Genomic DNA, 20,690 nt, shown 5'->3' with positions numbered 1-20,690 from the left:
AGCATCTCCTTCCCCCGCTAGCGGGGGAAGGCCGGGATGGGGGACAGCGAGCACGAATGGTGGAAATCAATCACACCGCTTCATACAGCGTCTGATTACGTGTCTCTTTACAGGCAATCAGCGCGATCAACGTCAATACGGCCATCGAAGCCAGATAGAAACCCACCGCCTGCAAACCGTAGTGGGCATTCAGCCACGTGGCGATATAAGGCGCCACAGAAGCCCCAAGAATCGACGACAGGTTATAGGAGAAGGATGCACCGGTATAACGCACTTCCGTCGGGAACAGCTCCGGCAGCAGCGCGCCCATCGGACCGAACGTCAGGCCCATAATGCTCAGACCAAGGATCAGGAAGCCCATCACCAGCACCTGAGAACCGGAACCCAGCAGCATTGGGAACATCAGTGCAAAGGCGATAATCATCAGCGTAATGGTGATCATGGTTTTACGACGACCAAAGCGATCGGCCAGCAAACCGGCAATCGGCACCATCACACCAAAACCAATCACCGCCACCATCAGCATCCACAGAAAGCTGTTACGCGAATAGCCAAGACCAGCCGGCGCGGGCGCGGTGCCGTAACTCATCGAGTACACGGTCATAATGTAGAACAGCGTGTAAGTGGCGAGCATGATGAAGGTGCCGAGAAGGGTGGCGGTCAGATGCTTGCTCAGCAGCGTGCCAATCGGCATTTTCACCTGCTTGTTCTCTTTCTGCACTTTGGCGAACACCGGGCTTTCATGCAGCGAAACGCGCACATACAGGCCAATTAACACCAATACCGCAGAGAGAATAAACGGCACGCGCCAGCCCCAGTTCATGAACTGTTCGTCGGTCAGCAACCATGAAAGCAGCAGGAAGGTGCCGTTAGCGAAGAAGAAGCCAATCGGCGCGCCGAGCTGTGGGAATGAGCCATAAAGCGCACGTTTTTTCGCCGGGGCATTTTCGGTGGCCAGCAGTGCTGCGCCGCCCCATTCGCCACCGAGTCCAAGGCCCTGACCAAAACGCGCCAGCGCCAGCAGCAGTGGCGCTGCCACGCCAATGGTTTCATAACCTGGTAGCAAACCGATCAGCACTGTCGAAACGCCCATGGTCAGCAGCGATGCCACCAGGGTTGCTTTACGGCCAACGCGGTCGCCAAAATGTCCGAAGACGGCCGAACCAATTGGACGCGCCACGAAGGCGATCGCGAAGGTTGCCAGCGACTGTAGCGTAGCCACGGTCGGATCGCCCTGCGGGAAGAAGATGTGCGGGAAAATAATCACCGCGGCGGTGGCATAGATATAGAAGTCGAAGAACTCAATGGCGGTGCCGACAAGCGATGCCACAACCACTTTGCCACGTGAATTGACCGGTGCGTCGTCGTGTTTTTTGTCGAGTGTTTCTGTGATGGAAGCTTGCATAAGTGTTTCTTAATTGTAAATGTAGACAGAGAATCTTACGCACCTGGTTTGCGGCATTCAATGGCGAAAAACCGCGTCAGACCGGGCTTTTTCGGCGAATAAGTGGATAATTTCTGAGTTGCTGCAATCAGTGGCGGATGGGAACGGGAAGTGTCATTTTTTTGGCGGGAATCTCTGCAAAAGGGCCAAATTAAAGTGACCCTTTAGCGTTTCCTGCTGGTTTTTGCTGAAAAAGTAGCCATCAGGAAACATTTTTAGCTAGTACGGCAAATGTAACAACCTCGTCGGCTTATTTAGCCTGATGCGGCTGCGGCATCTCTTTATCATCTTTATATTTCGCGGTGGCGATCCACGCGGCGCAGAACAGCGTCAAACGCGCAAAGAAGTAGAAGAATGCCATCAAGCCGAGCACCGAACCAAAGGCGGCACCCGATGGCGAAGTCGCCAGCTTCGGCAGCGTCAGCGTCATCACAAACTTGATCACTTCAAAGCCAATCGCCGCCAGCAGCGTGCCACGGAACAGTGCTTTTTTACGCGGCTTGTGGCGCGGCAGAATCCAGAAGATCCACAGGAACAGCAGATAGTTAGCAAAGATGGAGATAGATAACGCAATCACCGTCATTGCCGGACGCAGCCACTCAATGTCTTCCAGCCCCAGCGCATTAACGATCGCCGCCTGCGCCGCACCGGCAATCGAGGTCAGCGACAGCGTAATCACCAGCGCAAACATCAAACCCAGCAGCGAAAGCAGGTCGCGCGCGTACTTCTTCCAGAGTTTCTCCTGATCGTCTGGCGTACGTTCCCACACGTCGCGCGACTGCGCGCGCACTGCTTCACGCAAATTGCCCATCCAGTTAATGCCGGAGTAAAGCGCCAGCAGCAAACCGGTTATCCCCACCGTGGCGCGCTGCTGAATCGCGGTATTCACCGTATTCTTCAGCGTGGTGGCCAGCGTCGGATCGCTGATGCTGTTAACGATTTTGTTGATCAACTCGGTGAGCATGTCCTGATTCGACGCCAGCACAAAGCCGACTGCCGCAAAGGAGACCATCAAAATCGGTATCAGAGAGAGAAAAGAGAAGTAGGTGATCGCCGCGCCAAACTGGCTGCCAAGGCGATCGTTAAAGCGTTCCAGCGCGCGCATAAAGTGCGCCACTGCCGGAATCGCCTGAAACCAGGCAGCGAAGCGCGACACATGTTGAATCGAGCCATCCACGGTTTTATTGCCGGTTTTAATATCAATAAGCGGCTTGGCTTCTGCTTTGGCCGCTGTCTCTATAGGTTTTTTGTCCGTCATAGACGATAGTCATCCTGTTCACTGCGAAAATACAATTATAGCCTGCTATGTCACGTACTCCTGCAAGACGTGGCTTAACCACTCCATAAACACGCGTACGCGGCGTGCCACGTTACGGCGATGCGGGTAAAGCAGCGAGATCGGCATCGGTTTCGCCGGGAAGTGATGCAGCACTTCAACCAGTTGTCCTGACTCCAGCAGCGGCTGCACGCCAATCGCTGGCACCTGAATAATGCCGAGCCCGGCCATGCACGCCGCGCGATAGGTTTCGGTGCTGTTTACCGTCACCACGCCGCCGGTTTGAACGTAATGACACTGTTTGCCATCAAAATATTCAAAGCCCAGTGAAGGTTGCCCAAGCTGCTGGGTGTAATGCACCATCGCGTGTTGCGACAGATCTTCCAGCCGCACCGGCATGCCGAAGCGGGAAAGGTAGCCGGGGCTGGCGCAGTTGATCAAGGCGTGCGAGCCGATTTTCCGCGCAATCAGCCCGGAATCTTTCAGCTCGCCAACGCGCACCACGCAGTCAAAGCCTTCGCGAATCACATCGACCTGACGATCGCTGCTGCTCAACTCAATTTCCAGACCGGGATAGTGCTGCAAAAATTCCGGCAAACGAGGCAGCACAAAGCCGGTTGCCATCGCCACCGACATATCCACGCGCAGCTTGCCGCTTAAGGTGCCGGGATCGTGCTGGAACAGGCTGTCCATGTCGTCGAGCATCGAGAGTAAATCGAGGCAGCGATCGTAATAAACCAGGCCGTCCTGCGTCAGATGCACGCGCCGTGTGGTGCGATGCAGCAGCCGCGTCCCCATTTGATTTTCCAGCGCCTGCAGCTGACGCGATACGCTGCCTTTCGGTAAACCCAAACTTTCTGCCGCACGGGTAAAACTGCCCATTTCTGCCACTCGCACAAAAACCTGCATTGCGTGAATTTTATCCATGTTGTTCACCGATTGTTGTTGTTAGTGAAACAGTGCTGCGTATTCCTCTGCGTTTATAGATCAATTATTCACGAATATCCTTAACACGTGTTCAATTTTCCAACTGGAGCGAAACATGAGTCATAAAATTGCATTGATTACCGGCGGAAATCGTGGTTTAGGCAAGAATGGGGCGCTGAAACTGGCCGCCAAAGGCATCGATATCCTGTTTACCTATCGCGGTCACGCGGAAGAAGCGCAGGCGGTGGTGCAAGAGATTGAAGCGCTGGGCGCGCGTGCGGTGGCGCTGCAGCTGGATGTGGGCGATAGCAGCACGTTCGATGGCTTCGTGGCGCAGGTGAAAGAAGCGCTGCAGAAAACCTGGCAGCGTGACAATTTTGATTATTTAGTGAACAACGCCGGTCATGGTCACTACAAGCTGTTCGCCGAGACCACCGAAGATGAGTTTGATGCGCTGGTGAATGTGCACTTCAAAGGGCCGTTCTTCCTGACGCAAAAACTGCTGCCGCTGATCGTTGATGGTGGACGCATCCTGAATATCTCCAGCGGTTTAACCCGTTTGACGCTGCCGGGTTCAGGCACTTACGCCTCAATTAAAGGCGCGATGGAAGTATTAACCCGCTATCAGGCAAAAGAGTTGGGCGAGCGCCATATCCGCGTCAACATTCTGGCGCCCGGCGCGATTGAAACCGACTTCGGGGGCGGTCGCGTGCGTGATACCAAAGATCTCAACGATCACATCGCCTCGGTGACCGCGTTAGGCCGCGTTGGCTTGCCAGATGATATCGGCGATGCCATCAGCGCGATCCTCAGCGATGAAACCGGCTGGATCACCGCACAGCGCATCGAAGCCTCAGGCGGCCAAGGTCTGTAATCACTAAACTCGCGATTTATTCGCCCGTTTTTCGTAGGGTGCGCATTCATGCGCACCTCTTTCAAAGCCAGCGCTGATGGGTATTACAAATCAATCGTCCCATCAATTACCGTCACGGTTTGGCCGCCAATCCAGATCGCCTTATCCGTAAAACTCACCTGAATGCGCCCCTCCCGCTGAATCGCGCTGCCCTGACGTGCCCGATAGTCCCGCGTTTGTTGGTTAGCCTCGAAGTAGCGGGCCAGACAGGCGTTGGCGCTGCCGGTCACTGGATCTTCAGTCAAACTGCCGTTCTCAACCAGCAATGCGCGCACTTCGTACTGCTCGTTTTCACCTGCTGGTAACGCGCCAAAAATCGCCGTGCCGTTAACCTCAGCATGCTGTTGTAACCGGTGTAAATCGGCGGCTGACGGCACCACATCCAGCACCGCTTGCGCGCTACTCATCGGAATCAGCAGCCAGCGGATGCCCATATCAACGATGGTCGGCGTTTGGCTGAGATTGAAAGCTTCACTGTTCAGCGCGCTGCTCATCAGCGCATCGCTGAAGGGCGTTAAGCGAGCGGCGGGTGCCGCAAAGGCCAGCGCGCCGTCGTCGCTGATTTTCACCTCAACCAACCCCACGCCGCACTCCTGCACGATTTTGCCTGGCGTTTTCAGCGGCCAACCCGCTTCCAGCAGCGCATGCGCGGTGCCGAGCGTAGGATGTCCGGCAAACGGCAGTTCGCCTTCCACGGTAAAAATGCGCACGCGGTAATCTGCCGCCGCATCCTGTGGCGGCAGCACAAAGGTGGTTTCGGACAGATTGGTCCAGCGCGCAATCGCCGTCAGCTGCGCGTCACTCAATCCCTGTGCATCCATAATTACCGCCAGCGGATTCCCTTTAAACGCTGATGAGGTAAACACATCCACCTGTTTAAATGCGACCTTCATTGTCACTCCTTCCTCGTTGAGGTTGTCTGAAATCGGGATTTACATCCTGCTGATTGCGAAAGGCCAGCAACAGGGCTATGAATAAATTAAGAATTCTGGAATCGGAGTCCACAATGTTAAAAGTTCTTGGCCGTACTTCATCAATAAACGTGCGAAAAGTTCTGTGGCTGTGTGCAGAACTCGATATTGCATACGAATTAGAACCCTGGGGCGATGATCCGCAATCGCTGCACACGCCAGAGTTTATGGCGCTCAATCCCAACGCCATGGTCCCGGTAATTATTGAGGACGACTTCGTGCTGTGGGAATCCAACACCATTCTGCGCTATCTCGCCAACAGCAATGGCGGCGAATGGCTCTATCCCGATAATCCACGCGCACGCGCGCCGGTCGATCAGTGGATGGATTGGCAAGCCACCGAACTCAACACCTCATGGCGCTACGCGTTTATGTCACTGGTGCGCAACTCCCCAGCGCATCAGGATCCGCGCTTGCTGGCGGCGGCCGTGAAAGGCTGGACGCACACCATGAACATTCTCAATCAGCATCTGGAGAAAACCGGGCGCTACGTCGCAGGCCGCAATTTCTCGCTGGCGGATATTCCGGTTGGATTGGCGGTCAATCGCTGGTTTGAAACCCCGCTGGATCATCCTAACTTCCCGGCGGTACAGACCTATTACGAGCGTCTGACCGAGCGTGAGCCTTACACCACCTGGGGCCGCAACGGCAAACCCTGATCCTGTCCCGGCGCGAGACCTGTCATCTCACAGGCCAGCGCGCCGGTGCGCTGCAGCGCCCACGTATAACGCTCATCAAACGGATAGCAGCAGGAGAGACGCAAGGCGTGTTTATAACGATCGCTCAGCGAGTAGAGCGCGCCTGGCGTCACACAGATTTGCTCCTGTAGCAAACGATGAAACATCTCCACGGTATCAATATTTCCCGGCAGTTCGACCCAAAAAACAAACCCGCCGCGCGGCAGGGTAGCGCGCGTGCCCTGTGGAAAGTGGCGCGCCAGAATACCGCGCGCCGCATCCAGATTGGCGGCATAGCGCCGACGCAGCGTGCGCAGATGGTGATCGTAGCCGCCGCTGGCAAGAAATTCGGCCAGGGTTTCACTTAACAAGCGTGATTCCGCCATCGACGAAACCGCTTTGAGGTGGGCGATAGCGTCATGAAAACGTCCCGCGGCAGTCCAGCCGACGCGGAAATCGGGCGCCACAGTTTTGGTAAAGCTGGTGCAGTAAATCACCCAACCATCGCTATCAAACGCCTTCACCGGCGGCGACAGCGGCCACTCAAACTGCAATTCGTCATACAAACCATCTTCCAGCAGCGGAACGTGGTAAGTATTCACTAACTTCGCCAGCCGCTTTTTGTTTTCCAGCGGCATCACATATCCCAACGGGTTCTGCGCGCCCGGCATGGCGATCACCGCCTGAATCCGCTTCTCCTGTAACAACATCTCCAGCGCATCCAGCGACAATCCCTGATGCGGATCGGTGGGGATTTCCAGCGCCTTCAGACCCAGCGACGCCAGCAGCGGGAACAGGAAGAAATAGGTTGGCGATTCCAGACCAATACAATCGCCGGGTTTAGTCACCGCACGCAGCGCCAGCTGGAGCGCTTCCATACAGCCGTGCGTCAGTGTGATCGCCTGCGGCGGCAGGTTGATGCCGTTGTGCAGAGCGCGACGCGCAATCTCCTCCCGTAAGCGCTCACTACCAGGTGGAAGCGCATAGCGTCCGATAATGTCGGGATTCTGGCGCAAAATCGACGCAGTAATTCGCGCTATTCGCGCCGCCGGATAGAAAGTGCCATCCTGCGGACAGGCCAGCGAGATATTGGTGTAATCGGGATTATTTTGCGCCGCGAACACTTGCTCAATCAGCTCCAGCTTTTGCGCACTGGGATCGTCGATTTTTGCCGGCAGCGGTTTGACAGGGCGCGTTACGGCGGGCAACACGCCACGCACGTAATAACCCGACTGCGGACGCGATTCGATCAGGCCGCGATCTTCGAGAATTTGCCACGCATTGAGCACGGTATTGATACTTACCTGATGCGATTGTGCCACGCGACGTATCGCTGGCAGCCGCTTGCCGGGCTTCAACGTGCCCTGATGAATCGACTCGGCAAAGCTATCGACCAGCTGCTGATACAGCGTTTGACCAGATGAAAGTGGAAGGGACACAAAAGCCTCCGCGCGCAGTGGGTACAATTCATTTTTGAGACAACTGTATCCATTACAATAGTGGTTTTGTGTCTCTGTTTCCATTGCAGCGTTCGCACTAGCATGAAGACATCATTGATTCTTCAGGAAGCGCATCATGCTTGATCCCTCATTCTTTAGCTACGTCACCGTTATGTCGATCACGCCAGGCCCGAACAATCTCTTGCTGGCGACCTCAGGCGTGAATTTTGGCTTTAAACGCACGCTGCCGATGCTGTTTGGCATCCTGCTGGGTTGTGCGATACAGATGCTGCTGGCGAGTGTGGCGCTCGATGCGCTGCTGCACTGGATGGGCGCGATTCGCCTGCCGCTGACGGTGGTTGGCTGTAGCTATCTGCTGTGGCTTTCCTGGAAGATTTTCCATGCCGGCGCACCGCAACTGCGCGAACGTCCGCGCCCGATGACGTTAATTGGCGGCATCTGTTTCCAGGCGGTAAACCCAAAAGCCTGGCTGATGGTCACCAACGTGGCGCTGATGTACGCCAACAGCAACGGCGTGCTGACGGTGCTGCTGGGATTCGCGGCACTGAATCTGCCGTGCATTTTGATTTGGGCAGCGCTGGGCGATCGCCTGCGCAGCCATCTGCAGGTTGCGTGGAAACGTCAGGCGTTTAACAGTTTGATGGCGCTGTCGCTGGTGGCGACAACTGTGTGGATGTTGTACGACGCGGTGCTGCTCAGCTAGATGCTTCGGTGCGCATATATGCGCACCGAAGCATTTGTAGGGTCGCCATTCATGGCGACCAGGCTAGAACTACCTTATTACTTCCCCACCACGTGCGCCGTTTCGCGCGCTTCATCGTTGGCGGCATCCGGTGTAATTACCGGCTCGTAGTCGAGTTGTAACACGCGGCTGGTATCGGCCAGCACTTTCTCGGTCAGTGCGACGTCGCCGTTCAGCTTGCGTCCCCACGATGGGATCACCATGCGAATTTTGGTCTGCCATTCCGGCGAACGCATCTGTTCCGGGAAGGCTTTCGCCATCAGCTCGAGCATAATCGGTGCGGCGGTGGAGGCGCCCGGTGATGCACCCAGCAAGGCAGAAATCGAGCCATCTTCCGAGGTCACCACTTCGGTACCGAGACGCAGCACGCCGCCTTCCACGGTATCGTTCTTGATGATCTGCACGCGCTGGCCGGCAGTCACTAAACGCCAGTCTTCCTGCTTCGCCTGCGGCACGTAAGCGCGCAAAGCTTCCATACGATCGCTGTCGCTTTGCAAAACCTGATCAACCAGATATTTCACCAGGTCGAAGCTCTTCAGGCCAACCTGCACCATCGGCTTGAGGTTGCTGGTGTTCATCGCGCCGAACATATCCAGCAGCGAACCCTGCTTGAGGAATTTGGTCGAGAAGGTCGCAAACGGCCCAAACAGCAGCACCTGCTTGCCATCCAGTACGCGGGTATCGACGTGCGGCACCGACATCGGCGGTGCGCCGACGCTGGCTTTGCCATACACCTTCGCCATGTGCTGTTTGACTACGTCAGGATTTTCCGTCACCAGGAATGAACCGCCCACCGGGAAACCGGCATAACCTTTCACTTCTGGAATGCCGGATTTCTGCAGCAGCGGCAACGCCGCGCCGCCCGCACCAATAAACAGCTGGCGCGTGGTCAGCAGGCGATTTTCGCCGCTGGCCAGATTATGCAGCGTGACCTGCCAGCGACCGTCGCTCAGGCGTTTGATATCGCGCACTTCCTGGCGCAGACGCAGGCGGAAATTGGCTTTCTTCTCTAAAGAGGCAATCAGCTGACGCGTTACTTCACCGAAGTTCACGTCGGTGCCCATTTCGGTCCAGGTGGCCGCCACTTTCTGTTTGCTGTCACGCCCGTTCATCACCAGCGGAATCCACTCGGTGATTTGATCACGGTCTTCAGAGTAATTCATGCCACGGAACAGCGTGCTTTTCTGCAACGCATTGAAACGCTTGCGCAGGAATTCAACGTTATCGTCGCCCCAGACGAAACTCATGTGCGGCGTACTGTGGATAAAGCTTTTAGGATTGCGCAGGTTGCCTTTCTGAACGTGATACGCCCAGAACTGGCGCGAAATCTGGAACGATTCGTTAATCGCCACCGCTTTGGCGATGTCGATGCTGCCATCCGCCTTCTGCGGCGTATAGTTGAGCTCTGCCAGCGCGGCATGGCCAGTTCCGGCGTTGTTCCAGCCATTAGACGATTCAACGGCCACGTCATCAAGACGTTCAACCATCTCAATCGACCAGTCAGGTTCGAGATCTTGCAGCCATGCGCCCAAAGTCGCACTCATCACGCCTGCGCCAATCAGCAGTACGTCGACGTCTTTTCGTTCCTGAAGGTTTGCACTTTCCATGCCAGCGGCGGCGAGCGCCAGATTTACCGCAGTAGTACTCATGAGGCGACATCTCCTCTCTCTGTTGACCTGAAGCTCAACAGGTTCGCAGGCGAAATAGCCGCGCTTCTTTCGAGCGCGTGGCGCTATCTCTCAAAGGTTAAGACTCAGGTATAAGTCATGGGGACGATAACGGTTAACTGCACGTTATGCATATGCATTCGAATATAACATTCTCGTATCGGAATTAAACGTTTGTTTATTTTTTAAAGGCGGAAATGATTCAGCATAAGAATTAATCAGCTCAACCCCGTGGTCATAAGGGATTTTTATCTCTTAATCAGACGGTTAGCGTAATGCAGTTGTTACGCTATTGTGAGTGCTTTTGATGGGGTTGAAAACGGTGAGTGAGGTGTGTCACATTTTAATGCTTTGAAAATTATGGACTTTAACTAAATTGATTATTTATGCGGATTTTATGTTGCGCGATATTTCGCCATATCGTGTAAAAGTAATGTTACATTTTTGTGGTGATGAATTTCATCATGGTCGTAGGTTCCCGCCAGAAGAAAAATGCATCACCTTGCCGGAAAAATGATCAGCGCGATCGGCGGCGCCACAGGAAGCGAATGACGAAAAACTCAATCGCGCCCAGCAGTAAAAACCACAAACTAAAGACGATGGTATACAGCTGATTAACATCCATCAGATGCAGGCTTTCCTGCAGCTGTTTTGCCAGCTCAATACCAAATGAAGGCGCGGGCAGCAGCAGGGCAGAAAGAAAGCCCAGCAGCAGAATGCCGCCTGGGATAATCAGCGTTTCGAATGGGTTATTCATGGTCATTTTCCAAATCAGTTAGCGCGCGCATTAGCGCATAAAACCGCGCTACGGTGCAATCCCCGTGCCGAATCGCACTAAGAAATTTCTTCTATTCCATTCACTTAGCGTCAAAAATAGCGAAAGTTAAGAGTTATAGCCTTTGCTATACTTAAATCCCTGATTTTACTGTCTTTTTTTTGCCGTTTTTGCGTGTTAGACTGCGCGCACTTTTTCATTACTGAACAATAAATGCGGAGAAGTAGCGGCTTTAGCGCCGGTTCCGCGGCATTGATTGAAAACCCATGACATTTATCGCAACCCTGATTTTGGCCTTTGGCATGTCGATGGACGCTTTCGCCGCAGCATTGGGCAAAGGCGCATCGCTGCATCGCCCGAATTTCAAAGAAGCGCTGCGTACCGGTTTGATCTTTGGCGTCATTGAAATGTTAACGCCGCTGATTGGCTGGGCGATTGGCCTCGCGGCCAGCCGCTACATCATGGCGTGGGATCACTGGGTGGCGTTCGTGCTGTTAACCGTGCTGGGCGGCCGTATGATAATGGAAGGCTTCCGTCAAACCGCCGATGAGCCTTGCGAAGCGCCGCAGCGTCACGGTTTTATGGTGCTGGCGTTAACTGCTGTCGCCACCAGTCTTGATGCGCTGGCCGTCGGTGTTGGCCTGGCGTTCCTGCAAGTGAATATCATCATGACCGCCATCACCATCGGCGCCGCCACTACCATTATGGCGACCACCGGCGTGCTGGTGGGCCGCTTTATCGGTCCGGTGATGGGTAAATGGGCCGAAGTGTTGGGCGGCGTAGTGCTGATCAGCATTGGCTGCACCATTTTGGGCCAGCACTTAGGTTGGTTTTAATTTGTAGGGTCGCCATTCATGGTGACCGCTTTTAACTGCATCACTCAACTCCCAATTTCCCTTCATTATGTGATCTACTTCAAAAATAATTGCGGTAAAAACGCTCAGAGGCTATACTTTTTGCGTATTTCTTCAACAATTTTTGAGCCAGGTGCCTTATGAAACGCTTTTTCCGCTACGTGTTTAACGCTTACGTTGAAACCTTCAAGCACGTACCGCCAGGCGCACAGCATTAATCCAGCGCTAACAGAATACCCTCGATAATCGCGGTCAGGGATCGACCTGTGGTTATCAACTGTTTTCTTATCTCTCCAGCCGCAAATCTCCCCATTTTTCCCTAACTTGCTGATAAAACCCTTCAGCCATCAGATTTCGATCTGGCTATAGCCGCACGTTATACCCCGCAACTAAACAAGCATTCGTCACCCCATCTTCTGCATGAAATAGTCAATTCAGGCCCTATAAACCGTCTGAAATGAGAAACATCATGCTGATCCCACAACCTTATTTACTCTTCCTCGGCGACGTAACCGATCCACTGGCCGCTAAAACCGCCCGCGGCATCCACGTCTGGCGTCCAGAGCAGTGCGTTGGCGAAATCAAATTGCCGGGCTGCACCGTATCGCTGGGCCTCGACGTCCTCGACATTGCCGCTGCCAAAGCGCGCGGTGCCAAAACGCTGGTGCTCGGCACCGCGAATGCCGGCGGTTACTTGCCCGCGCATTGGCTCGACACGGTAAAAAGCGCCATCTCTGCCGGGATGAACGTGGCCAGCGGTTTGCACCATCGTCTGGTGGATGAGCCGGAGCTGGTGGCGCTGGCCAAAGAGTTCGGTGTTGAGCTGTTCGACCTGCGTCATATGCGTCCAAAACTGGAAGTAGGCAGCGGTAAAAAGCGTACAGGTAAGCGTGTACTTACTGTCGGCACAGATTGCTCGGTAGGCAAGATGTACACCTCGCTGGCGCTGGAAGCCGCGATGCGCGAACGCGGCATGAAAGCCGATTTCCGCGCCACCGGCCAGACCGGCATTTTGGTGGCAGGCGAAGGTATCGCGATTGATGCGGTGATTGCCGACTTCATCGCCGGTGCGGTCGAAGCGCTGTCACCAGCCAATGACGCCGATCACTGGGATATCGTGGAAGGTCAGGGTTCACTGTTCCATCCTTCTTACGCTGGCGTCAGCATGGGCTTGATTCACGGTGCGCAACCGCATTGGCTGGTGATGTGCCATGAAATGGGCCGTCCGCATATGCGTCATCTGCCGCATCAGCCGATGGTCAGCCTGAAAGATTGCGTCGAAGCCAACCTGCGCGCGGCGCACGTCACCAGCGACGCGGTGCAGCTGGCCGGTTTCGCCATCAACACCTCAAACTACAGCGAAGCAGAAGCGCGCGCCTATTGCGCAGAAATCAGCGCAGAATTCGGCGTGCCAGCCACCGATCCGGTGCGTTTCGGCATGGCGGATATCGCCGCGCTGCTGCAGGAGCGTGGCTAATTATGCGGCGCATGCAGATTGAAGTGCTGGAGCTGCCGCTGGCGCGTCCGTTTGCCATCTCACGTGGCACTCGCACGGCGGTTACGGTAATTCGCGTGACGCTGGAGCAGAACGGCTTTATTGGCCGCGGCGAATGTACGCCCACGCCGCGCTACGATGAAACGCCAGAAAGCGTCAACGCCGAACTGGAAGCGCTGCGCGCCGACATGGAAGCGGGCCTGAGCCGCCTTGATCTGCAAAGCCGTGTGTCTGCCGGTTCAGCGCGTAATGCGCTGGACTGCGCGCTGTGGCGTCTTGATGCCGCGCTGGTGAAGCACACGCTGTGGCAACAGTGCGAGCGTCGTCAGCCGCCATCGGTGATCACCGCCGAAACCCTTAGCCTCGATTCCATTAAGAACATGGCCGCCGCCGCTGCCGATGCGGTATCACGCGGCGCCATCCTGCTAAAAATCAAACTCAATCGCGACGAGATTCTGGAGAAAGTCGCTGCGATTCGACAGGCCGCACCGCGCGCCACCTTAATCATTGATGCCAATGAAGCCTGGTCGGGCGTGGATTTGCCCAGCCTGTTCAACGCGCTGGCGAGTTTTAACATCGCGATGGTCGAGCAGCCGCTGCCGGCGGGCCAGGATCAGGCGTTGCAGCGCTTCGCGCACCCGATTCCGGTGTGTGCCGATGAGAGTTGCCACACACGTGAAGACATCGCGCCGCTGCGTAATCGCTACGAGATGATCAACATCAAGCTGGATAAGTGCGGCGGGTTGACCGAAGCGCTGGCGATGGTGGAGGAGGCGCAGAAGCGTGATATGCGGTTGATGGTCGGCTGCATGCTCGGCTCTTCACTGGCGATGGAAGCAGCGCTGCCGGTGGCGATTGCCGCTGAGCATGTCGATCTCGATGGCCCAATCTGGCTGGCCGCCGATAGCTCGCCCTTCCTTTCTTACGCTCAAGGCCAAATCTGGCTGTAACCCGCACGCGGAGCAACGATGACGGACACTTTACTTACATCCAACGCCGCCAGCGTTGCCGGTTCAGCACCGGTGCTCGCGATTCAGGATCTCAGCGTCAGTTTTCGCGGCCGCAGCGGCGAAAATCAGGCGCTGAAGGGCATCAGCTTTAATATTCATCAGGGCGAAATTGTCGCCGTGGTCGGTGAAAGTGGCTCGGGGAAATCGGTCACTTCGCTGGCGGTAATGGGCTTGCTGGCCGCGTCCGGGCGTATCGATCGCGGCAGCATGCAGTTTCGCGATCGTCAGGGCAACGCGCATCAACTTGCCACGCTGAATGAAACCCAGCGCCGTGCCTTGCGTGGTCGTGAAATGGCGATGATTTTCCAGGAGCCGATGACCTCGCTCAATCCGGTATTGCGCGTCGGCGATCAGCTGACCGAAGCGCTGCGGGATCATCAGATTTGCGACAAAAGTCAGGCCGAGGCGCGCGCACGTGAATTACTGCGCCAGGTGCGCATCGCTGATGTCGATCGGGTGATGAAAAGCTATCCGCATTCGCTATCGGGCGGCATGCGCCAGCGCGTGATGATTGCCCAGGCGCTGGCGTGCGATCCGCAGCTGCTGATTGCTGATGAGCCGACCACCGCGCTGGATGTCACGGTGCAGGCGCGCATTCTGCACATCCTGCGCGACCTGCAACGCGAGAAACAGATGGCGGTGCTGTTCATCACCCACGACATGGGCGTGGTGGCAGAAATCGCCGATCGCGTGGTGGTGATGCTGCGCGGCGAAGTGGTTGAGCAGGGCACGGTAACTGAAATCTTCAACGCGCCGCAGCATCCCTACACCAAAGCATTATTGGCCGCAGTGCCGAAGCTCGGCGATATGCGCGAACACGCATGGCCGCAGCGTTTTCCGTTGTTGGGCAGCAATGCCAGCGATAACAGCGAGCAGCGCACCGCGCGCTACGACGAAACGCCGCTGCTGGATGTACGCGGCCTGAAAGTGTATTACCCAATTCGCAGCGGCATTTTCTCAGCGCTTACCCATCAGGTGCACGCGGTGGAGCAGATCGATTTCAGCCTGTGGCCGGGCGAAACCCTGGCGATTGTCGGCGAAAGCGGCTGCGGTAAATCCACCACTGGCCGTGCGCTGATGCGGTTAATTAACAGCGACGCCGACAGCATTCATTTCCAGGGCAATGAAATCGCCAACCTGAAAGAGGCGCAGTTCCAGCCGCTGCGTCGTGAAATTCAGATGGTGTTTCAGGACCCTTACGCCTCGCTCAATCCGCGTCTCACCGTCGGCTTTACCATTGCCGAACCGCTGCTGCTGCACGGCATGGTCAAGTCGCTGGAAGACGCGTCGCCGCAGGTCGATGCGTTGCTGAAAAGCGTGGGCTTATTGCCGGAACACGCGCAGCGCTATCCGCATGAATTTTCCGGCGGCCAGCGCCAGCGTATTGCCATTGCACGCGCCATGGCGTTGAAACCCAAAGTGATCATCGCCGACGAAGCCGTCTCAGCGCTGGACGTGTCGATTCAGGCGCAGGTGGTAAACCTGATGATGGATCTGCAACAGCAAACCGGCGTGGCGTGGATTTTTATCTCGCACGATATGGCGGTGGTGGAACGCATCGCCAACCGCGTGGCAGTGATGTATCTCGGCCAGATTGTTGAGCTGGGGCCGCGTCAATCGGTGTTCAACCAGCCGCAACATCCGTATACCCAACGTCTGCTGGCCTCGGTGCCGGTGGCCGATCCCCAGAACCGTCAACCCCGCACTTTCGAGGACGGCGAAATTCCGTCGCCGCTGCGCAAGGTGGGAGAAACGGTCGTTAAACCGCGTTATCGCCAGGTTGCTCCGCAACACTGGGTCGCTGATTGTGTTTCGCGCTAACCCTCAATACCAGGAGATTTCATGAACCCGATTTTTCGCCGTACTGCGCTCGCGCTGGGATTGACCCTCTCGCTGGCCGCCGCCGCTCAGGCGCAGGATCTGCGCATTTCGATGTATGCCGACATCACCGGCCTCGATCCGCACGATACCTCCGATAACGTCAGCTACTCGGTGCAGAGCGGCATCTTCGAACGTCTGTTCCAGTTCGATGCCAGGATGAAGCTGCAGCCGTGGCTGGCTACCAGCTACACCAGCAACGACAGCGCCACCGAATTTACCCTGACGCTGCGTAAAGACGTGACCTTCCAGGATGGCACGCCGTTCGATGCCGAAGCGGTAAAAGCCAACCTCGATCGCCTTGCCGACCAGACCAAAGGCCTCAAGCGCAACAGCCTCTACAAGATGATTGCGAAAGTGACGGTGCTGGCGCCGGACCAGGTGAAAATCGATCTGAACCAATCGTTTGGTGCTTTCATCAACACGCTGGCGCATCCGTCGGCGGTGATGTGGAGCCCGGCGATTCTCAAGCAGTATCCGGAAGAAGCGCAGTTGCGTCTGCATCCGGTCGGCACCGGCCCGTTCAAATTCGTAACCTGGCAGCCGGGTAAAGCCGTGACGCTGGCGAAGTACGACGGCTACTGGCAAAAAGGCTGGCCAAAAGTGGATAACGTGATCTTCTCGCCAAGCCCGGAAGATGCCACGCGCGTTGCGGCGCTGAAATCGGGGCAGGTGGATGCGATCTGGCCGCTGCCATCCGATCTGATCGCCACCGTGCAGAGCGACAGCAAACTGGCGGTGCAGCGCGATCCGAGCATTTATCTCTATTACATGGCGATCAACACCCAGCACAAACCGCTGGCTGATGTGCGAGTGCGTCAGGCGATCAACTACGCCATCGACCGCGATCTGTGGCTGAAAGTGGCGTTTGCCGGCATGGGCAAACCGGCCAGCTCGGCGATTCCGCAAGGCGTGCAGTTCTACCAGAAGCAGAGCGCGCCGAACTATCGCTATGCGCCGGATGAAGCCAAAGCGCTGCTGAAATCCGCCGGATATCCGAACGGCCTCGATCTCAAACTGTGGGTCACCAACGCCACCGCCAGCGTGCGTGCCGCGCAGGTATTAAAAGCGCAGCTGGCAACGGTGGGCATTCGCGCCACGGTAACGCCGATGGATTCCGGCACGCGCAACGCCAAACTGTGGGGCGTGAAGGACCCGAAAGCGGCGGAATTTGATCTCTATTACGGCGGCTGGTCGACATCAACCGGTGATGCCGATTGGGCCTTGCGTCCACTTTACGCCACCGAATCCTGGGTGCCGACCTCGTATAACGTCTCGTACTTCAGCAACGCCGAAGCCGACAAAGCGATTGCCGGCGGCCTAGCCACCGCCGATCCGGCTAAGCGTGGCGAAGCTTACGCCGAGGCACAGAAAGTGTTGTGGAAAGAGGCGCCAGTCGCCTTCCTCGGCACGCCAGACAATCTGGTCGGCAAACGCAGCACGCTAAGCGGTGTGTCGATGCTGCCGGATGGCAACTTCCTGTTTAATCAGGCGACGTTTAAGTAAAGGTTGGGTGGGGTTAGGTGCTCGCTGTCCCCCATCCCGGCCTTCCCCCGCAAGCGGGGGAAGGAGATGCTGCCACATGCAACTTCTGAGCTGGCATATGGCAGCATCTTCCTCCCCCATTTATGGGGGAGGACCGAGGAGGGGGACAGCCAGCACAATCTGGGGACAGCAAGCACAATCTGGGAAAAGCCAGCACGATCCCAAAAAAATAAAGGAACCGCATGTTCGCATACATCATTCGCCGACTGCTGGAGATGATCCCCGTATTGCTGGTGGTCTCGCTGCTGGTCTTCGGCTTCATCAAACTGCTGCCTGGCGATCCGGCGCGTATCTACGCCGGACCGGATGCGCCTTTGGCCGCGGTGGAAGCGGCGCGTCAGCATCTGGGACTTAACGATCCGCTGCCGCAGCAATATATCAACTGGATCGGCGGCCTGCTGCGCGGCGATCTGGGCGTCACTTATCGCACTCAACAGCCGGTGCTGGAGGTGATCAAGCAGGGCTTTATGCCCACGCTGTGGCTGGCGCTGGCCGGTTTTGCCTGGTCGGTGATTCTGGGCCTTTTCCTCGGCGTGTTTGCCGCCCTGAAACGCGGTAAATGGCAGGACTGGACCTTAATGAGCGTCGCCGTCGGCGGCATCTCGATGCCCACGTTCTGGCTCGGCCTGCTGCTGATCCAGTTTGTCGCCATGCCGTTTGGCCTGTTTTCCGTCAGCGGCTTCAACCAACCCAGCGACATCGTGTTACCGGCGATTACGCTCGGTTCCTCGGTGGCGGCGGTGATGGCGCGCTTCACCCGCTCGGCGTTTCTTGAAGTGGCGCAGGAAGATTACGTGCGCACCGCGAAAGCCAAAGGGCTGCGCAATCGGCTGGTGACGTGGAAACATGTGATGCGCAATGCGTTGATCCCGGTGATCACCATGCTCGGTTTGCAGTTCGGTTTTCTGCTCGGCGGATCGATCGTGGTCGAGAGCGTGTTCAACTGGCCGGGGTTGGGCTGGCTGTTGATCGAGTCGATCAAGGCGCAGGATCAGCCGGTGATCCAGGCGTTAGTCATGCTGTTCGTGTTTGAATTTATTGTCATTAACCTGCTGGTCGATCTGCTGTACGCCGTGGTCAACCCAGCGATTCGCCTGCGACAGGAGCCCTGATGAGTCTGCAATCTCTGCCTGCCCACGCGCAGGAGGTGATCCGTTCGCCGTGGCGCGATTTCCTGCACGCGCTGGTGCGTAATCCGCTGGCGCTGGTCTCCGGCGGCTTTGTGCTGCTGCTGGTGCTGGTGGCCATTTTCGCGCCCTGGCTGGCGCCGTGGGATCCAATGGCGCCGGACTGGATGGCGCTGTCATCGCCGCCGTCCAGCACGCACTGGATGGGCACCGACGAACTCGGCCGCGATCTGTTCAGCCGCATCATCTTCGGCGCGCGTATCTCGCTGTATGTGGGCGTGTTGTCGGTAACGCTCGGCATGGTAGTTGGCGTGCTGCTCGGCCTGCTGGCGGGTTATTATGGACGCTGGATCGATATGCTGATTATGCGTGGCTCTGACGTGCTGTTCGCCTTTCCCGGCATGCTGCTGGCGATTGCGGTGGTGGCGATTCTCGGTCCGGGACTCAACAACGTCATCATCGCAGTGGCGATCTTCAGCGTGCCGGTGTTTGCCCGCATCGTGCGTGCGTCGACGCTGTCTTTGAAACAGGCGGCGTATGTTGAAGCGGTGCGCTGTGCCGGTGCGCCGGACCGCGTGATTCTGCTGCGCCACATTCTGCCGGGCACACTGTCAAACGTGATTGTCTATTTCACTATGCGTATCGGCACCAGTATTCTGACCGCCGCCGGGCTGAGTTTTATCGGCCTCGGCCCGGAACCCGATGTGCCGGAGTGGGGCAATATTCTGGCGATGAGCCGCAGCATGATGATGGCTGGCTTGTGGCACGTCAGCGTGTTTCCAGGTCTGGCGATATTTATTACCGTGCTGGCGTTTAACCTGTTGGGTGATGCGCTGCGCGACACGCTCGATCCCAAACTGAAGAGCTAAGCATGGACTTTCAACAACTGCAGCGCGACCTGCTGCTGCAACGCTGGCGCAGCGAGCGCCAGCTGGGACAACCGCGCAGCGCCAGCGGGCCGACCAATCGCATTAGCGATGTGCCAGGCGTGCGCGTTGGTCACTACACGCTAGCGGACGGCGAACGGCAAACCGGCGTCACGGCGATTGTGCCGCCGGGCGACAATCTGTTTACCCAGCCGCTGCCTTGTGCGGCAGCGGTGTTTAACGGTTTCGCCAAGCCGGTTGGCCTGGTGCAGGTTGAAGAGTTGGGCGTGCTGCAAACGCCCATTCTGCTGAGCAACACGCTGGCGGTCGGCACGCTGTTTACTACGCTGGTGCGCGATGCCATCAGCCGCAACAGCGAGTTGGGCCGCAGCTTGCCCACGGTCAATCCGCTGGCGCTGGAGTGTAACGACGGCTGGCTCAACGATATTCAGGCGCTGGCGATCACTGAAACGATGGCGCAGCAAGCACTCTATGACGCCACGGCAGATTTCGATCGCGGCAGCGTTGGTGCCGGGCGCGGCATGAGCTGTTTCAGTTTGAAAGGCGGCATTGGCACGGCATCGCGCATCATTCCGTCGCTCAATGCCACGCTGGGCGTGCTGGTGCTGGCGAACTTCGGCGCGTTGACCGCGCTGACGCTAGATGGCGTGCGCCTCGGCGAAATGATCGCACCGCTGCTGCCGGAACTGACGCCGCAACGCGATGCCGGTTCCATCATCATTATTATGGCGACCGATGCATCGCTTGATGCGCGTCAGCTGAAGCGCATCGCCAAACGCGCCGGTGCCGGTTTAGGGCGTTTGGGCAGCTATTGGGGCCACGGTTCGGGCGATATCGCAGTGGCGTTTTCCACCCAGCCACAGCCGCAACCGCCAGAAGAATCCACGCTGGAACCGCTGCTCGCCGCCGCCGCCGATGCCACTGAACACGCGGTGCTGGATGCCTTACTCAGCGCCGAAGCCGTCACCGGTTTTCGCGGCCACCATCGGCCGTCGTTAACCGAAGTATTAGATCGATTGACCGCGTCGTAGAGTCGCCCTTC

General features: G+C 56.9%; 18 protein-coding genes. 11 read left to right on the top strand and 7 right to left on the bottom strand.

Features of this window, described 5'->3' with window-relative positions:
- Positions 1 to 70: 70 nt before the first annotated feature.
- The 3 genes from RTM06_RS05655 to RTM06_RS05645 all read right to left on the bottom strand — a co-directional run bounded on the left by RTM06_RS05655 (position 71) and on the right by RTM06_RS05645 (position 3,647).
- On the bottom strand, positions 71 to 1,405 hold the full coding sequence (locus tag RTM06_RS05655) for an MFS transporter (protein WP_312180574.1): 1,335 nt from the start codon (positions 1,403 to 1,405) through the stop codon (positions 71 to 73).
- A 289-nt stretch (positions 1,406 to 1,694) separates the two neighbouring features.
- Entirely contained in the window at positions 1,695 to 2,702 is a 1,008-nt protein-coding gene (gene yhjD, locus RTM06_RS05650) for an inner membrane protein YhjD (protein WP_293792080.1), read from the bottom strand.
- 45 nt (positions 2,703 to 2,747) lie between these two features.
- Positions 2,748 to 3,647: a LysR family transcriptional regulator gene (locus RTM06_RS05645; protein WP_036648956.1), complete on the bottom strand. Its 900-nt coding sequence runs from the start codon at positions 3,645 to 3,647 to the stop codon at positions 2,748 to 2,750.
- 115 nt (positions 3,648 to 3,762) lie between these two features.
- Between RTM06_RS05645 and RTM06_RS05640 the strand changes: the two genes are divergently transcribed.
- Complete coding sequence (locus tag RTM06_RS05640; RefSeq protein WP_256697791.1) at positions 3,763 to 4,521, top strand: SDR family NAD(P)-dependent oxidoreductase; 759 nt, start codon at positions 3,763 to 3,765, stop codon at positions 4,519 to 4,521.
- 83 nt (positions 4,522 to 4,604) lie between these two features.
- Here the strand turns inward: RTM06_RS05640 and RTM06_RS05635 are convergent, their stop codons facing one another.
- A complete protein-coding gene (locus RTM06_RS05635; RefSeq protein WP_312180567.1) occupies positions 4,605 to 5,453 on the bottom strand; it encodes a PhzF family phenazine biosynthesis protein in 849 nt (282 codons plus the stop codon).
- 113 nt (positions 5,454 to 5,566) lie between these two features.
- On the opposite strand from RTM06_RS05635, the gene RTM06_RS05630 reads away from it, so the two are divergent.
- On the top strand, positions 5,567 to 6,190 hold the full coding sequence (locus RTM06_RS05630) for a glutathione S-transferase (RefSeq protein WP_312180565.1): 624 nt from the start codon (positions 5,567 to 5,569) through the stop codon (positions 6,188 to 6,190).
- On the opposite strand, the gene RTM06_RS05625 is transcribed toward RTM06_RS05630, so the two are convergent.
- Entirely contained in the window at positions 6,157 to 7,647 is a 1,491-nt protein-coding gene (locus tag RTM06_RS05625) for a PLP-dependent aminotransferase family protein (RefSeq protein ID WP_312180563.1), read from the bottom strand. The genes RTM06_RS05630 and RTM06_RS05625 overlap by 34 nt on opposite strands.
- 136 nt (positions 7,648 to 7,783) lie before the next feature.
- Here RTM06_RS05625 and RTM06_RS05620 point away from each other — a divergent pair, with 136 nt between their 5' ends.
- Positions 7,784 to 8,371 carry a LysE family translocator gene (locus RTM06_RS05620; protein WP_256697787.1) on the top strand — a complete coding sequence of 196 codons (588 nt, stop codon included), beginning with the start codon at positions 7,784 to 7,786 and terminating at the stop codon, positions 8,369 to 8,371.
- Between the two features lie 77 nt (positions 8,372 to 8,448).
- Here the strand turns inward: RTM06_RS05620 and mqo are convergent, their stop codons facing one another.
- Together mqo and RTM06_RS05610 are read right to left on the bottom strand one after the other, a co-directional pair.
- Positions 8,449 to 10,059: a malate dehydrogenase (quinone) gene (mqo, locus tag RTM06_RS05615; protein ID WP_265302720.1), complete on the bottom strand. Its 1,611-nt coding sequence runs from the start codon at positions 10,057 to 10,059 to the stop codon at positions 8,449 to 8,451.
- A 535-nt stretch (positions 10,060 to 10,594) separates the two neighbouring features.
- On the bottom strand, positions 10,595 to 10,834 hold the full coding sequence (locus RTM06_RS05610) for a DUF1158 domain-containing protein (RefSeq protein ID WP_007891898.1): 240 nt from the start codon (positions 10,832 to 10,834) through the stop codon (positions 10,595 to 10,597).
- Between the two features lie 284 nt (positions 10,835 to 11,118).
- Between RTM06_RS05610 and mntP the strand changes: the two genes are divergently transcribed.
- The 8 genes from mntP to RTM06_RS05570 all read left to right on the top strand — a co-directional run bounded on the left by mntP (position 11,119) and on the right by RTM06_RS05570 (position 20,679).
- Positions 11,119 to 11,688 (top strand): manganese efflux pump MntP, encoded by a 570-nt coding sequence (gene mntP / locus RTM06_RS05605; RefSeq protein ID WP_312180559.1) that lies wholly within the window; start codon positions 11,119 to 11,121, stop codon positions 11,686 to 11,688.
- A gap of 487 nt (positions 11,689 to 12,175) precedes the next feature.
- Positions 12,176 to 13,183, top strand: coding sequence for an N-acetyltransferase DgcN (dgcN, locus tag RTM06_RS05600; RefSeq protein ID WP_312180557.1), 1,008 nt, complete (start codon positions 12,176 to 12,178; stop codon positions 13,181 to 13,183).
- Positions 13,184 to 13,185: 2 nt separating this feature from the next.
- Positions 13,186 to 14,151, top strand: a complete 966-nt coding sequence (dgcA, locus tag RTM06_RS05595; protein ID WP_312180555.1) for an N-acetyl-D-Glu racemase DgcA — start codon at positions 13,186 to 13,188, stop codon at positions 14,149 to 14,151.
- Between the two features lie 18 nt (positions 14,152 to 14,169).
- Positions 14,170 to 16,032 (top strand): ABC transporter ATP-binding protein, encoded by a 1,863-nt coding sequence (locus tag RTM06_RS05590; protein WP_312180553.1) that lies wholly within the window; start codon positions 14,170 to 14,172, stop codon positions 16,030 to 16,032.
- A 21-nt stretch (positions 16,033 to 16,053) separates the two neighbouring features.
- Positions 16,054 to 17,595, top strand: coding sequence for a glutathione ABC transporter substrate-binding protein (locus RTM06_RS05585; RefSeq protein WP_312180551.1), 1,542 nt, complete (start codon positions 16,054 to 16,056; stop codon positions 17,593 to 17,595).
- A 221-nt stretch (positions 17,596 to 17,816) separates the two neighbouring features.
- Positions 17,817 to 18,746: an ABC transporter permease gene (locus RTM06_RS05580; protein WP_154193928.1), complete on the top strand. Its 930-nt coding sequence runs from the start codon at positions 17,817 to 17,819 to the stop codon at positions 18,744 to 18,746.
- A complete protein-coding gene (locus RTM06_RS05575; protein WP_312180547.1) occupies positions 18,746 to 19,630 on the top strand; it encodes an ABC transporter permease subunit in 885 nt (294 codons plus the stop codon). Before RTM06_RS05580 ends, RTM06_RS05575 begins: the two co-directional genes overlap by 1 nt.
- A gap of 2 nt (positions 19,631 to 19,632) precedes the next feature.
- Positions 19,633 to 20,679 (top strand): P1 family peptidase, encoded by a 1,047-nt coding sequence (locus tag RTM06_RS05570; protein ID WP_312180545.1) that lies wholly within the window; start codon positions 19,633 to 19,635, stop codon positions 20,677 to 20,679.
- Positions 20,680 to 20,690 lie beyond the last annotated feature (11 nt).

This window comes from Pantoea sp. CTOTU46764, assembly GCF_031974595.1.
Lineage (GTDB): Bacteria > Pseudomonadota > Gammaproteobacteria > Enterobacterales > Enterobacteriaceae > Pantoea > Pantoea trifolii.
The sequence above is the reverse complement of the archived record's forward strand: the minus strand, read 5'-3'. Positions and strand labels throughout refer to the sequence as shown.